This window comes from Methylobacterium sp. CM6244 (assembly GCF_054817885.1).
This window is the reverse complement of record NZ_CM139247.1, coordinates 4,379,265-4,393,105: the sequence shown is the minus strand read 5'-3', so window position 1 is coordinate 4,393,105 and position 13,841 is coordinate 4,379,265. Positions and strand designations below refer to the sequence as shown.

Sequence of the window (13,841 nt, the reverse complement as noted above, 5' to 3'; positions counted from 1 at the left end):
GGAATCCTCCTGTGCGTTCAGCGGGATGGTTGAAATCGGTAGAGTTCGGCCGGCCGGAACGACGTTCCGGCCTCACGCAATCCGGTCGGCGCCAGCCAGCCCCGGTCGAGCATCCGGCGTCGGAAAGCCGGCTTGTTGAGCGTGGTGCCGAGCACCGCCTCGTGCACGTCCTGCAACTGGCGCAGGGTGAAATGCTCGGGCAGGAGGGCGAAGCCCACATCCGAATAGTCGAGCTTGCCGCGCAACCGCAGGATCGCCATGGCCAGGATGGCGGCATGGTCGAAGGCGAGGGGAAGCGTCTCTCCCTTCGGCGACAGGGCCGTCACCTCTCCGCCCGTCTCGCCCGGCCACGGCACCGCGATGGTGGCCGGCATGAGGGCCGCCGAGCGCTCCAGCGCCTCGGCGAAGTCAGCCTCCGGCAGAAGAGCCAGATAGGCGACGCTGATGATCCGCATCCGCGGATCGCGGTCGAGGGCGCCGAATGTGTAGAGCTGCTCCAGATGCGCCCTGGCGATGCCGGCCTTCTCCTGCAGGACATGCAGGGCCGCCGCATCGAGGGTCTGGTCGATGCCGACGAAGCCGCCGGGCAGCGCCCAGCGGCCGGCATGCGGAAGCTGGTCCCGCTTCAGCAGCAGCGCCGCGAGCCGGCCCGCGCGCAGGCCCAGCAGCACAAGATCGACGGCGAGGGCAGGGCGCTCGTAGGCGGCGGGATCATACTCCGCCAGGAACTCGGCTTCGGTCACGGGATAGCCTTATATGCTCGATGCATCTTAGTTAGATGCATCGAGCATATAAGACAAGAGGTGCGTCGCCGGAGTCCAGGGTTCCGGCCTCGTCCGGCGACTGCGTCCGGAAAAGGAATCGGCCACAGAGCTTCCGTCGCCCCAGGCACGAAAAAACCGGCCGTCACCTGAGGTGCGACGGCCGGTTCTTCGGGCCGGAATGGATCGATGCTACAGGTGCGACGGGGTCAGTTCGGCAGCTTGTCGTCGATGCCCTTCACATACCAGTTCATGCCGAGGATCATCGGGTCGGGGGCGGTCTCGCCCTCCTTCACGGCGACGCTGCCATCCTGTTTCAGGACCGGCCCCTTGAAGGGATGGAGCGTACCGTCGGCGATCGCCTTCTTGGAGGCCTCGGCCTTGGCCTTCACGTCGTCGGGCATGTTGGCGAAGGGCGCCAGCACCACCATGCCCTCCTTGATCCCGCCCCAGGTGTCGTGGCTCTTCCAGGTGCCGTCGAGAACGGCCTTGGCCTCGCCGATCACGTAGCCATCCCAATCGTCGACGATGGAGGTGAGCTGAGCCTTCGGGGCGAAGCGCATCTGGTCGGAGGACTGGCCGAAGGCGAACTTGCCCTGCTTCTCCGCCTCCTGCAGCGGAGCGGCGGAATCGGTGTGCTGGGACAGGATGTCGGCCCCCTGCGCCAGCAAGGCCTTGGCCGCCTCGGCCTCCTTGCCCGGATCGAACCAAGTGTTCACCCAGACGATCTTGAGCTTGATGTTGGGGTTCACCGATTGCGCGCCGAGCATGAAGGCGTTGATGCCGCTCACCACCTCGGGGATCGGGAACGAGGCGATGTAGCCCACCGTGCCGGTCTTGGAAAGCCTGCCGGCGATCTCGCCGCAGATGTAGCGGCCCTCGTAGAACCGCGCCGAATAGGTCGAGACGTTGGCCGAGCGCTTGTAGCCGGTAGCGTGCTCGAACTTCACCTTCGGGAATTTCTTGGCCACCTTCAGGGTGGGCTCCATGAAGCCGAAGGAGGTGGTGAAGATCAGCTGATGGCCCGAGCGCGCCAGGCTCTCGATGGAGCGTTCGCTGTCCGCTTCGGGCACGTTCTCGAGGAAGCTCGTCTCGACCTTGTCCGGCATGGCCGCCAGCAACGCCTTGCGGCTCTGGTCGTGCTGAAACGAGTAGCCGAAATCGGCCACCGGCCCGACATAGATGAAGCCGACCTTCAGCTTGCCCGCCGGCTTCTCCTGCGCCTGGGCCGCACCGAGCCCCAGCGCGAGCGCCACAGCGACGGCGACCCCCTTGATCATCCCCATATCACCGTCGTCCTCTTCGAAAAGCGCCGTTCAGCGGAACGGCGTGAACACGCGGCCGAGCGAGGCCGGGGCCACCGAGCCGCCCTGTCGTCGCCCCAGGGAGAGCAAGACGAGGGCCAGGATGGTTGCGAGATAGGGCAGGGCCGAGAGGGCTTGGCCGGGCAGCCCGAGACCCGCTGCCTGGGCGTGAAGCTGCAGCACCGTGGCTCCGCCGAACAGCATCGCGCCGGCCATCACCCGTAGCGGGCGCCAGGAGGCGAAGACGACGAGGGCGAGGGCGATCCAGCCGCGGCCGGCAGTCATGGCCGGAGCCCAGAACGGCGTGTAGGCGAGGGAGAGATAGGCGCCGGCGAGACCGGCGCAGGCGCCGCCGAACAGCACCGCGAGGAACCGGACCTTGCGCACCTTGAGGCCGAGCGCGTGGGTGGAGGTATGGTCGTCGCCGATGGCGCGGAGCGCGAGACCGGCCCTGGTCCGCCACAGGAACCATGCGATTCCGGCCACGAGAGCGAAGCCGGCATAGACGAACGCATCCTGTCCGAAGAACAGCCGGCCGATGCCGGGAAGGTCGGTGAGGCCGGGAATGGCGAGATGCGGCGCCGATTCCCGCTTCATGCCGACATAGGAGGCGCCGACCAGTCCCGAGAGGCCGAGGCCGAGGATCGTCATGGCGAGCCCGGAGGCGATCTGGTTGGCGGCGAGCACCACGGTGAGGATTCCGAACAGGGCCGACAGAGCGAGGCCGGCGCCCGCCCCCGCCACCGCTCCGGCCAATGTCGAGCCCGTCTCCACGGCCACCGCGAAGCCTGTTGCGGCGCCGAGCACCATCATGCCTTCGACGCCGAGATTGAGCACGCCGGACCGCTCGACCACGAGTTCGCCGAGCGCCGCGATCATCAGAGGCGTCGCGGCGGCGACGATGGTGACGAGCACCATCTGCAGGACGTCGAGAGTCATGGTGCGAGCTTCCTTCGACGCGCCGTCCGTCCAGCCGCCTTGCGGGCCGTCTCTCTCCGAGGAGCGCGCGGACGGATCATGCGCGCGGGCCGGGCCGACAGGGGTGTCACACCCGTCACGTCGCCGTCCCCGGCACGAAACGGACGCGGTAGCGCGACAGGGCGTCCGCCCCGAGCACGAGGGCGAGCAGCAATCCCTGGAAGGCGCGGGTGAGGTCGAGGGGCAGCTTGAGGTCGATCTGCGCGCCCTCGCCGCCGATGGTCGTGAGCGCAATCACCAGGGCCGCCACCAGGATTCCCGCCGGGGAGAGCCGGCCGAGGAAGGCGACGATGATGGCGGTGAAACCGTAGCCCGGCGAGATCGACGGCTGGAGCTGGCCGATCTTGCCCGCCACCTCGGCGATCCCGGCGAGCCCCGCCGCCCCGCCCGAGACCGCGAAGACCGCGAGCGTCAGGCGGACATCGCTGAACCCAGCGAAACGGGCGGCGCGCGGGCTCGCCCCCACCACCCGGACCTCGAAGCCGAACAAGGTCCGCGCCAGCACGATGGCGGCGACGATCACCGCCGCCAGGGCGATGAGGACGCCTGCATGGAGCGTGTCGCCCTCCATCAGGTAGGGGAGGCGGGCCGCGTCGTCGAAGGTGACGCTCTGGGGAAAGTTGTAGCCCGCCGGGTCGCGCAAGGGCCCGCGCGCCATGTAGTCCAGCAGCAATTCGGCGACATAGACCAGCATCAGGCTGGTGAGGATCTCGGAGACGCCGAGCCAGACCTTGAGCAAAGCCGGGATCAGCGCATAGGCGATGCCGGCCAGCGTGCCCACGGCGAGCATCAGCGGCAGGACCCAGAGGGTGTTCCCCTCCGCCCCGTGGGTCGCCACCGCGATCCAGCCGCCGAACAGGCCACCGACGACGAACTGGCCCTCGGCGCCGATATTCCAGACATTGGCGCGGAAGCAGAAGGCGAGGCCGATGGCGATGAGGGCGAGGGGCGCGGCCTTCAGCGCCACCTCCTGCAGGGACCACACCTCGCTCAACGGCGCGACGAAATAGGTGACGAAGGCGGCGGCCGGCGAGCGGCCCATGGCGGCGACCACGATGCCGCCGATGGCGACGGCGACGACGAAGGCGAGGATCGGCGCGAGGCCGTCCATGAGGGGGGAGCGGCTGGTGCGCAGCGACAAGTCAATGCGCATGGGCCATCGCCTCCATCGCCGAGGATGACGGCGTCGCTTCGATGCCTCCGCCCCCCATCAGCAGGCCCACCGCCTCGCGGCTCGTCTCGCTCGCGGACACCGCCCGCGACAGCGTCCCGTCATGCAGGACCGCGATGCGGCCGGCGATCTCGAACAGCTCGTCGAGATCCTGGCTTATGACCAGCAGGGCGGCCCCGCGCCCGGCGAGATCGAGCAGGGCCTGCCGGATATGCGCGGCGGCGAGCGCATCGACGCCCCAGGTCGGCTGGTTGACGACGAGGATCCCCGGCTCGGCCATGATTTCCCGCCCCATCAGGAATTTCTGCAGGTTGCCGCCGGAGAGCGTGCCGGCGGCGGGGTCCGGCCCGGCCTTGCGCACGTCGAAGGCGGCGATCACGCGTTGCGCCAAGGCCTTGGCCGCGGCGTTGCGGAGGAAGCCGAAGCGGCTGAGGCCGGCGGTGGCGTGGCGCGAGAGGAGGGCGTTGTCGGAGAGGCTCAGGGTCGGGGCGGCCGCGTGGCCGTTGCGCTCCTCCGGCACGAAGCAGGCCCCGTGGCGGCGCCGCTCGGTGATGCCGAGGCGCCCGGCCGGAACGCCGTCGAGCGTCACCATGCCGGCCTCGGTTGCCGAAGCCTCGCCGGACAGCGCATCGAACAACTCGGCCTGCCCGTTGCCGGCGATGCCCGCGATGCCGACGATCTCCCCGCCCGAGACCGTGAGCGAGATGTCGCTCAGCGCCGTGCCGTGCAGGCCCGACGTCGCCAGCGAGAGATTGGAGAGGACGAGCCGGGGCGCCCCGAGCGGGATACCGGAGGGCGGCTTCACCTCGCCGACCTGGACGCCCACCATCATCGCCGCCAGCGACCGGGCGCTCTCCTGGCGCGGGTCGCAGGCGCCCACGACCTTGCCGCCACGCAGGATGGTGGCGCGGGAGCAGAGCCGCCGCACCTCGTCGAGCCGGTGCGAGATGTAGAGCAGCGCCCGGCCCTCGTCGCGCAGTCGCTCCAGCACCGTGAACAGGCCTTCCGCCTCACCCGGCGTCAGCACCGATGTCGGTTCGTCGAGGATGACGAGGCGCGGGTCCTGCAGCAGGCAGCGGATGATCTCGATACGCTGGCGCTCGCCGGCCGAGAGCGACCAGACCGGGCGATGCGGATCGAGATGCAGGCCGTAGGTGGCGCCCACCGTGGACATCTTTTCCCTGAGCGCCTTCGGGCTCATGTCGGGCGGCATCACCAGGGCGATGTTCTCCGCCACGGTCAGGTTCTCGCAGAGTGAGAAGTGCTGGAACACCATGCCGATGCCGAGCGCCCGCGCGGCTTCGGGGTTGGCGAGCTTCACGATGTCGCCGCGATGGGTCACGACCCCTTCGGTGGGTTCCAGAAGCCCGTAGAGGATCTTCATGAGCGTCGACTTGCCGGCCCCGTTCTCGCCGAGCAGGGCGTGGATCTCCCCTGCGCGGATTTCGAGATCGACGCCGTCATTGGCCGTGAAGTCGCCGAAGCGCTTGACGATGCCGTAGGCACCGAACAGCGGCGTCGCGCCAATCTGGCCGGCTAGAGCCGGGGTAGCAGGAGCCGGGGTAGCAGGAGCCGGGGTAGCGGGAGCCGGGCTCGGGGTCGCATCCGTCATGAGGGCTGGGTTCCCCGATTCCATAGCGAGCCCATCGGACCACGCCGCCATTGCGGGCCGCGGCGCAGGATCGGGCGAGCACGCAACCCGCCCGCCTTCCTGCCCGCGGCCGCCGTCACGATCCGCTCCGCAGCGCATGGGCGAGGCGGGTATGGGCCTCGCGCAGCTGCACGGTCTCGATGCCCAGCGGCTGCCCGTCCACCACCCGCCAACTCCCCGCCACCATCACCCGGTCGGCCCTGTGGGCGCCGCACAGGACCAATGCCGCCAGCGGGTCGTGGGCGCCGGAGAAGCGGAGTTCGTCGAGGGTGAACAGGGCGAGATCGGCCTCGCGGCCCTCCTCGATCCGGCCGATATCCGTGCGACCGAGGCAGGCGGCCGAGCCCTCCGTCGCCCAGCGCAGGGCGTCGAGATGGGTGACGCGCTCCGCGCCGTAGGTCAGGCGGTTGAGCATCAGGGCGTGCCGGACGCCTTCCATCAGGTTGGAATTGTCGTTCGAGGCCGATCCGTCGACGCCGAGCCCCACCGGCGAGCCGGCGGCCTCCAGCTCGCAGGTCCGGCACTGGCCGGAGGCGAGCGTCATGTTCGACGTCGGGCAATGGCATATGCCGACGCCGGCCCTGCCGAGCCGGACCACCTCGTCGTCGTTGAAATGGATACCGTGGGCGAGCCAGGTCCGGCTCTGCATCCAGCCAATCTCCTCGATGTAATCCACCGGGCGTTGGCCGAAGACATCGAGACAGTATGTGTTCTCGTCCAGGGTCTCGCCGAGATGGGTGTGCAGGCGGCAATCATAGCGCTCGGCGAGCGCCGCGCTCTCGCGCATCACGCGCTTCGTCACGCTGAAGGGCGAGCAGGGCGCCAGCCCGATCTGCACCATCGCCCCCGGCTTCGGATCGTGGAACAGACGCAGCACGCGCTCGCTATCGGACAGGATCGTATCGTCGTCCTGCGTCAGGCATTCGGGCGGCAAGCCGCCGTCGCGCACCGACAGGCTCATGGAGCCACGGGTGACGAAGGCGCGGATGCCGATCGGGCCCGCTTCCTCGACCTGGATGTCGACGGCGGATTCGAGGCCCTTGGGAAAGAGGTAGTGGTGGTCGCCCGCCGTGGTGCAGCCCGAGAGCAGGAGCTCGGTATAGGCGAGCCGGGTCGCGAGGCGGAACGCGTCGGGGGTGATTTTGTCCCACACCGTGTAGAGGGCCTGCAGCCACGGGAATAACGGCTTGTTCAACGCCACCGGATGGGCGCGCGTCAGCGTCTGGAAGAAATGGTGATGCGTGTTCACGAGCCCGGGAATGACGACGTGGCGGCTCGCGTCGAAGGTCTCGTCCACGGCTCGCGACGGCTGCGCTCCAGCCGCGATCCGCTCGACGATCCGCGTTCCCTCGACGACGATGCCCCCGCCCGCATCCTCCGCGAGGATCGCCAGTGGATTGCGGATCCAGACCCGCCTCGGTGTACCCGCATCTGCCATCGTGCCCGTCAGTCCCTTCGCCGGAGGAAGGACGGAGCGTTGCCCCGGCCTCGTCACGCCTTGGTGTAAGGTGGACGGACGCGTCCTTCCAGAAGCGCTCCCCGCCGGACGCGAACCGTTCCGACCGGCGCGTTCCTAGGAAAACCTTGCTTCAGAAGACGTGGAACGAGACGCCGGCGAGGAAGCTCTTCTCCTCCGTGCCCTTGAACGTCGCCGTTTCCTGAGCGCCGAACTTGTTCAGCCAGTACTGAAAGCCGATGAAGACATCGACCTTGTTGGGAGTGTCGTAGACGAGCTTGCCGAGGTCGAGGACGAGATTGGTGCGGGAGAGGAATTCGAGACCGGTCTTCGCGTTGAAGGCGAACGCGGTCACGTCGGTGACGCCGCGCCCCTTGGGCAGCACGATGTTGTTGAAGCCCGCGATGCTGAGCGGCAGGCCGGTGAAGCTCAGGGGCAGGCTGTAGACGATTTCGAATTCGGGGACCGTGTCGAAGCTGACATCGCGGTTGGGGTAGGTGTTGAAGCCGTTGCGGTTCCACTCCTTGTAGGCATGGACGGACGCGTTGATGAACCCGGCCGGCACGTCGAAGGCGAAGTTCAGCCCGCCGACCACGTCGCGCTTGCGCGGGCCGAAGGCCGTGTTCTTGGCATTGGCGTCGAAACCATAGGACAGGGAGATGTCCTTGATGATGCCCGGCACCGCGAAGGCCTTCGTGCCGGTGAGCGCATTGAGGCTGAGCGTACCGCGATAGAGGCCGTAAGCTTCCGTGGCGCCATAATCGTATTGCGCGAAGCCTCCGGGCGCGTTGGTGGTGCCGCCGGGGTCCTGCGAGGCGGATTTCAGGATGTCCAGCGTGAAGAAGTTGGTGCCGTAGGCCCAGGCATTGGCATGCGAGATATTGTAGATGTGCTTCGGGATACCGCGCGTGCTGAACGAGCCGTCGGAATTCTGGACCTGCACGCCGGGCTCGGACGACGGAAACTGATAACGGTAGCTGAACTGCGTATCCGAGAAGAGGAAGAACGATCCGGGCGCAACGGGGAGCGGTGCGGGTGCGGGAGCCTTCACGAGGTCGGCGGCGAAAACGGGCGCCGTCACCAGCAACGAGACCACGGCCGCCATCAGCGTTTTCGGGATGCCCGACATGTTCAATCCCTCTTCCGAGCATCGCGCTCATGGGGATCGAAGGCTGCAACCCATATGCCAGGACACGCGAGCCGGAGAGGATGTGCGAATTGGCGACCCGATATGTGCAAATATGCAACAGAAGCGCCGAGGGCACGAGACGACAACAAATATAGGGGTTCACCGTCCGACCGGCAATCAATACACATAGATCGATTCGAACTTGATAGTTTAACAATTCCTCTTCGCCGGCAAGTCATTGCAGATCATGAGGCCCGACCCAACTGGCATCGTTAAAAACGATATGAAAAATTCCGGCACTTTCAAGCGCGACCCGGAAGGCATGGTCTCCCGAATCGACGGCTATAGTGGTCGTCCTCGGGAATGTTGCAGCACCACGCCGGTCTCGATAAGTCTGCTTCTCGCAACACCCTGCATTCACGGCACGAGAAACTGCGCTAGGGTACGACCGCGTCCCTTCGGGTCGTCTTCGTCCCCCGCTTCATCGAGAGACCGGTGCCTGCATCACAGACCCGCGCCGAACACCTGGCGGACCAGATCGCGAACGACATCCTGGCCGGCGTTTTCCCACCGGGCCTTCATCTCGACGAGCAGGTCCTCGCCAAGCGCTTCGGCGTGTCGCGAACGCCCGTCCGCGACGCCCTGCGCCTCTTGAGCGGGACGGGACTGATCGACCTGCGTCCGCGCGCGGGCGCCATGGAGCGCAGGATGGCGCTCGACGAACTCGACATGCTGTTCATCGCCATGGGCGAGATCGAAGCCACCTGCGCGCGGCTCGCGACACTGAGCATGGCGCCGAAGGAACGCAGCCAGCTGCAGACCCTTCATCACGGCATGGCCCGGCTGGCGGATGCGGATGACAGGGCGGGCTACATGGCCGCCAACCAGGAGTTTCACGGCCTCCTCTATGCCGGCGCCCATAACAGCGTCGTCGAGGAGATCGCGGTCTCCCTTCGCAGAAGGCTGACACCTTACCGCAAGGCGCAGTTCAAGGCCCCCGGCCGGCTCCATCGATCGCATGCGGAGCATGGCGCCGTCGTTCGCGCGGTGCTGGGGCGCGACGCGGCGGCGGCCAATGCCGCGATGCTGATCCATATGAGCATCGTCGAGGACGTCTTCGAGAGCGTGGATGCCGAGCCGGCGCGGGAGCGCGAAGCCGCTCACGAACGCGATGACGACCGCCGCTCCGCCGTCGAACCGGAAGCGGGGATCGGCAGGCCGGAGCGCTCGAACCGCTGAGCCAGCGCAAGGATTCCACAACCTGGCGCGCAACGACGCAGGATCGCGCATCATTTGGGCGTGTGCCGGAGCTACCGTGCATACATGATCGCAACGACATCGCGACCGAATCGGCACCGACGCCGGGATTCGAGAACGCGGCATCGGACGATCGGGTGTGCAGGTCATGAGTGTCACGCTCAGCGCGGAACCCGCCGATCTCGGCTTCGATCCCGCCACCACCGCGCTCGTCATCATCGACATGCAGCGGGACTTCCTGGAGCCCGGTGGGTTCGGCGAAACCCTGGGCAACGACGTCTCGCTCCTGCTGGCCGCCGTCGCGCCCTGCCGGTCCGTCCTCGCCGCGGCACGCCGCACCGGGATGCTGGTCGTGCATACACGGGAAGGTCACCTGCCCGACCTGTCGGACGCACCGCCGGCCAAGCTCGAACGGGGTGAGCCGACGGCGCGGATCGGCGCCCCCGGCCCGATGGGCCGCATCCTCATCCGCGGCGAGCCCGGACACGACATCGTGCCGGATCTCGCGCCGTCGGCGGGCGAGATCGTGATCGACAAGCCCGGCAAGGGGGCATTCTACGCGACCGAACTGGGGGCGGTTCTGGCCGAGCGTGGCATTGCCACCTTGCTCGTCTGCGGCGTCACCACGGAAGTCTGTGTGCATACGACGATCCGTGAAGGCAACGACCGGGGCTATCGCTGCGTCGCGCTCGCGGATTGCTGCGCCTCCTACTTCCCGGAATTCCACCGCATCGGCCTGGAGATGATCAAGGCGCAGGGCGGCATCTTCGGCTGGGTCTCGTCGTCGGAGGCCGTCCTGACGGCCCTCGCCACGCCCGGATGACGATCGCCGGGACGGACTGATGGCGGCGGGACGGGGAGGGTGGACCATGGCAGCGGGATCGGCTTCGGGCGGAACGACAAACGGGGTCGGCGGCGCCTTCCGTCCCAGCCTCTGGGTGCCGGGGGATTGGAACGCCTTCTTCGGCTTCGGCACCAACATCCTGGTGAACCTCCTAGTCCTCACCGGCCTGCTGCGCTTCGTCCTCGGCATGCCCGATGCCATCACCTTCGGGCGCATCCTGCCGGCCATCGGGCTGATGCTGTGCCTCTCCACCGCCTATTACGGCTGGCTGGCCTATCGCCTGGCGAAGGCGACGGGCCGGAGCGACGTCTGCGCCCTGCCATCCGGCATCAGCGTGCCGCACATGTTCATCGTCGTCTTCGTCATCATGCTGCCGATCAAGCTCGCCACCGGAGATCCGGTGAAAGGCTGGGAGGCCGGCCTCGCCTGGGTCTTCATCCAGAGCTTCATCCTGATGATCGGCGGTTTCGTCGCCCCCGTGATCCGGCGGATCACGCCGCGTGCCGCGCTCCTCGGCACGCTGGCCGGCGTCTCGGTCACCTTCATCGCCATGCGTCCGGCCCTTGAGATGATCACGACACCCGTCATCGGTGTCGTCGCCTTCGCCATCATCCTCCTCGCCTGGTTCGGCGGCCTGCGCTATCCCGGCCGGATTCCCGCCGGCCTCGTCGCCATCCTGTTCGGGATGGTGGTGGCCTGGGGCGCCAAGCCGTTCGGCCTCGACATGGGCGGGGTCAGCGGTCCCGGTTTCCTCGCCGCCATCCAGGGAATCGGTTTCTCGATTCCCCTGCCGGCCTTCGGCCACGTCTTCGGCGGGTTCGAGTTCCTCGGCGTGATCCTGGTGACCGCGATCCCGTTCGGCATCTACGATCTCGTGGAGGCCATGGACAATGTCGAGAGTGCCGAGGTCGCCGGGGATGCCTATCCGACCACCCGCGTCCTCACGGCCGACGGCGCCGTCAGCCTGATCGGCTGCATGATGGGCAACCCCTTCATCAACGCGGTCTATATCGGCCATCCCGGCTGGAAGGCGATGGGCGGGCGGATCGGCTATTCGGTGGCCACGGGTCTGGTGATCCTGGCCCTGTGCTGGCTCAATCTCGTGTCGCTGCTCTCCAGCCTCGTACCCGTGGTCGCGATCGCGCCGATCCTCCTCTACATCGGCATGCTCATCGGGGCGCAGGCCTTCCAGGAGACGCCGCATTCCCATGCGCCCGCGATCGTGCTCGCCTTCGCGCCGCATCTCGCCGCCTGGGCCAAGACCCTCGTGGACGGCGCGTTGGGCGCGGCCGGCACCAGCGCGGCGGCGGTGGGGCTCGAGAAGCTCGGACAGGTGGGCGTGCTCTATGGCGGGCTCGAAGTGCTCGGCGAGGGCGCGATCCTCGGTGGGCTCATCCTCGGCGCCATCGCGGTCTTCATCATCGAGCGCGATTTCGCCAAGGCGGCGGCTTTCTCAGGCGCCGGGGCGGTGATGACCTTTTTCGGCTTCATGCATGGCCCCGCGGTCGGAATCGCGGTGAAGCCCGGCCTGGCCCTTGCCTATCTCATGGTGGCGGGGCTCCTCTACGCAGCGTCCCGCACCACCGCCGGGGAGCGGCTCATGCCGGTCTCGTCGGCACTGCCAGCGGAATAGAAGAGACAGGGAGACGATCATGGTCGAGATGCCGAAGACCGAACCCGCACCGGGGGGGCTCGACACCTATATCGACGCCGCCTCCTCGCTCCTGGGCATTCCCCTCGACCCCGCCTGGATCGCGGCAATCGGGGCGAATCTCACCGTGCTTCAGGCCACTGCCGGCCTCGTCGCGGCCTTTCCTCTGCCCGACGAGGCGGAGCCGGCTGCGGTCTTCGTAGCGTGAGCAGCAGAACGCAATGACGAACGACACGATGAACGATCCAAGCACCATGCACGCGGCGAAGATCGCCGGGTCCGTGAGGGACGGGGTGATCGGCGCCCGCGAAACGGTCGAGGCCGTGCTCGCGCGCATCGCCCGGGTGGACATATCGGTGAATGCCTTCACCGACGTGCTACCCGAGCGCGCGCTGGCCAGGGCCGATGCCATCGATACGGCGCGGAACCGTGGTGAGGCGCTGGGTCCGCTGGCGGGCGTCCCCTTCGCGGTGAAGAACCTCATCGACATCGCGGGCCTGCCGACGCGGGCCGGCTCGAAGATCAACCGCGATCTCGCCCCCGCCGAGCGTGACGGCGCCCTGGTGCGACGGCTCGAAGCCGCCGGGGCCATCCTCGTGGGCGGCCTCAACATGGGCGAGTATGCCTATGATTTCACGGGCGAGAACGTCCATGACGGCGCGACCCGCAACCCGCACGATCTCGGCCACATGTCCGGCGGCTCGTCCGGGGGTTCGGGCGGCGCCATCGGAGCGGGCCTCGTCCCCCTGGCCCTCGGCTCGGACACCAACGGCTCGATCCGCGTCCCCGCCGCCTTCTGCGGCTGCTTCGGGCTGAAGCCCACCTATGGCCGGCTGACGCGGGCGGGAAGCTTCCCCTTCGTCGGCAGCCTCGACCATCTCGGGCCGATGGCACGCAGCGTCACCGACCTCGCTTTGTCCTACGATGCCATGCAGGGGGCCGATCCGGACGATCCGGTGGCGACCACCCGCGCACCCGATCCCGCCATGCCGGGCCTCGAAGACGGCATCGGCGATCTGCGCATCGCCGTGGCGGGCGGATACTTCGCGCGTGGCGGTGACCACGAGGCCTTCGTGGCGGTGGAAACCCTCGCCGCATCCCTGGGCGCCAAGCGCCGGGTGGAGATCCCCGAAGCCGCACGGGCGCGGGCCGCCGCATACCTCATCACCGCCGCCGAGGGTGCGGCCCTCCATCTCGACCGGCTGCGGACCCGCGCCGCCGATTTCGACCCGGCCGTGCGCGACCGGCTCATCGCGGGAGCGATGATCCCGGCTCCCTTCGTCGAGCGCGCGCAGCGCTTCCGCCGCTGGTACCGCGCGGCGATGCTCGACCTCTTCCGCGAGGTCGACATCATCCTGGCACCCTCGACCCCGTGCCGGGCTCCGAAATCGGGTCAGGTCACCTTCGAGCTTGACGGCGTCACGCTGCCGGTGCGGGCGAATATCGGCGTCTTCACGCAGCCGATCTCGTTCATCGGCCTGCCCGTGGTGGCGGTGCCGGTACGGGTCGATGACGGCCTGCCCCTCGGTGTCCAGATCATCGCCGCTCCGTGGCGCGAGGATCTGGCGCTCCGGGTCGCGCGCCACCTGGAGATGAACGGTGTCGTCTCCGCGCCGCATGCGAACCTGTGAGCGAGCCG

At 68.0% G+C, this 13,841-nt stretch carries 12 protein-coding genes; 5 read left to right on the top strand and 7 right to left on the bottom strand.

Features of this window, described 5'->3' with window-relative positions:
• Window positions 1-17 precede the first annotated feature (17 nt).
• From ACYQML_RS20585 to ACYQML_RS20555, 7 genes are all read right to left on the bottom strand, one after another.
• Window positions 18-743, bottom strand: coding sequence for an NUDIX hydrolase (locus tag ACYQML_RS20585; RefSeq protein ID WP_461223044.1), 726 nt, complete (start codon window positions 741-743; stop codon window positions 18-20).
• Between the two features lie 227 nt (window positions 744-970).
• Window positions 971-2,047, bottom strand: coding sequence for a BMP family ABC transporter substrate-binding protein (locus ACYQML_RS20580; protein ID WP_461233883.1), 1,077 nt, complete (start codon window positions 2,045-2,047; stop codon window positions 971-973).
• A 30-nt stretch (window positions 2,048-2,077) separates the two neighbouring features.
• Window positions 2,078-3,004 (bottom strand): ABC transporter permease, encoded by a 927-nt coding sequence (locus ACYQML_RS20575; RefSeq protein WP_056425047.1) that lies wholly within the window; start codon window positions 3,002-3,004, stop codon window positions 2,078-2,080.
• Window positions 3,005-3,119: 115 nt separating this feature from the next.
• Window positions 3,120-4,196: an ABC transporter permease gene (locus tag ACYQML_RS20570; RefSeq protein WP_461233882.1), complete on the bottom strand. Its 1,077-nt coding sequence runs from the start codon at window positions 4,194-4,196 to the stop codon at window positions 3,120-3,122.
• Window positions 4,186-5,826 (bottom strand): ABC transporter ATP-binding protein, encoded by a 1,641-nt coding sequence (locus tag ACYQML_RS20565; RefSeq protein WP_461233881.1) that lies wholly within the window; start codon window positions 5,824-5,826, stop codon window positions 4,186-4,188. The genes ACYQML_RS20570 and ACYQML_RS20565 overlap by 11 nt, the downstream gene beginning before the upstream one ends.
• 115 nt (window positions 5,827-5,941) lie before the next feature.
• Entirely contained in the window at window positions 5,942-7,303 is a 1,362-nt protein-coding gene (locus ACYQML_RS20560; RefSeq protein ID WP_461233880.1) for an 8-oxoguanine deaminase, read from the bottom strand.
• Between the two features lie 151 nt (window positions 7,304-7,454).
• On the bottom strand, window positions 7,455-8,450 hold the full coding sequence (locus ACYQML_RS20555) for a hypothetical protein (protein ID WP_461233878.1): 996 nt from the start codon (window positions 8,448-8,450) through the stop codon (window positions 7,455-7,457).
• Window positions 8,451-8,945: 495 nt separating this feature from the next.
• Between ACYQML_RS20555 and ACYQML_RS20550 the strand changes: the two genes are divergently transcribed.
• From ACYQML_RS20550 to ACYQML_RS20530, 5 genes are all read left to right on the top strand, one after another.
• Window positions 8,946-9,689: a GntR family transcriptional regulator gene (locus tag ACYQML_RS20550; protein ID WP_461233877.1), complete on the top strand. Its 744-nt coding sequence runs from the start codon at window positions 8,946-8,948 to the stop codon at window positions 9,687-9,689.
• 166 nt (window positions 9,690-9,855) lie between these two features.
• Window positions 9,856-10,530, top strand: coding sequence for a cysteine hydrolase family protein (locus ACYQML_RS20545; protein WP_056453050.1), 675 nt, complete (start codon window positions 9,856-9,858; stop codon window positions 10,528-10,530).
• Window positions 10,531-10,576: 46 nt separating this feature from the next.
• A complete protein-coding gene (locus tag ACYQML_RS20540) occupies window positions 10,577-12,184 on the top strand; it encodes a regulator (RefSeq protein ID WP_461233876.1) in 1,608 nt (535 codons plus the stop codon).
• 19 nt (window positions 12,185-12,203) lie between these two features.
• Window positions 12,204-12,410 carry a DUF4089 domain-containing protein gene (locus tag ACYQML_RS20535; RefSeq protein WP_461233875.1) on the top strand — a complete coding sequence of 69 codons (207 nt, stop codon included), beginning with the start codon at window positions 12,204-12,206 and terminating at the stop codon, window positions 12,408-12,410.
• A gap of 13 nt (window positions 12,411-12,423) precedes the next feature.
• On the top strand, window positions 12,424-13,833 hold the full coding sequence (locus tag ACYQML_RS20530) for an AtzE family amidohydrolase (RefSeq protein ID WP_461233874.1): 1,410 nt from the start codon (window positions 12,424-12,426) through the stop codon (window positions 13,831-13,833).
• The last annotated feature ends 8 nt before the right edge of the window (window positions 13,834-13,841 follow it).

Coding starts and splice junctions, on each gene's coding strand:
- ACYQML_RS20565 (WP_461233881.1), bottom strand. CDS start 5,826: ATGACGGATGCGACCCCGAGCCCGGCTCCCGCTACCCCGGCTCCTGCT.
- ACYQML_RS20555 (WP_461233878.1), bottom strand. CDS start 8,450: ATGTCGGGCATCCCGAAAACGCTGATGGCGGCCGTGGTCTCGTTGCTG.
- ACYQML_RS20575 (WP_056425047.1), bottom strand. CDS start 3,004: ATGACTCTCGACGTCCTGCAGATGGTGCTCGTCACCATCGTCGCCGCC.
- ACYQML_RS20535 (WP_461233875.1), top strand. CDS start 12,204: ATGGTCGAGATGCCGAAGACCGAACCCGCACCGGGGGGGCTCGACACC.
- ACYQML_RS20560 (WP_461233880.1), bottom strand. CDS start 7,303: ATGGCAGATGCGGGTACACCGAGGCGGGTCTGGATCCGCAATCCACTG.
- ACYQML_RS20545 (WP_056453050.1), top strand. CDS start 9,856: ATGAGTGTCACGCTCAGCGCGGAACCCGCCGATCTCGGCTTCGATCCC.
- ACYQML_RS20580 (WP_461233883.1), bottom strand. CDS start 2,047: ATGGGGATGATCAAGGGGGTCGCCGTCGCTGTGGCGCTCGCGCTGGGG.
- ACYQML_RS20570 (WP_461233882.1), bottom strand. CDS start 4,196: ATGCGCATTGACTTGTCGCTGCGCACCAGCCGCTCCCCCCTCATGGAC.
- ACYQML_RS20530 (WP_461233874.1), top strand. CDS start 12,424: ATGACGAACGACACGATGAACGATCCAAGCACCATGCACGCGGCGAAG.
- ACYQML_RS20540 (WP_461233876.1), top strand. CDS start 10,577: ATGGCAGCGGGATCGGCTTCGGGCGGAACGACAAACGGGGTCGGCGGC.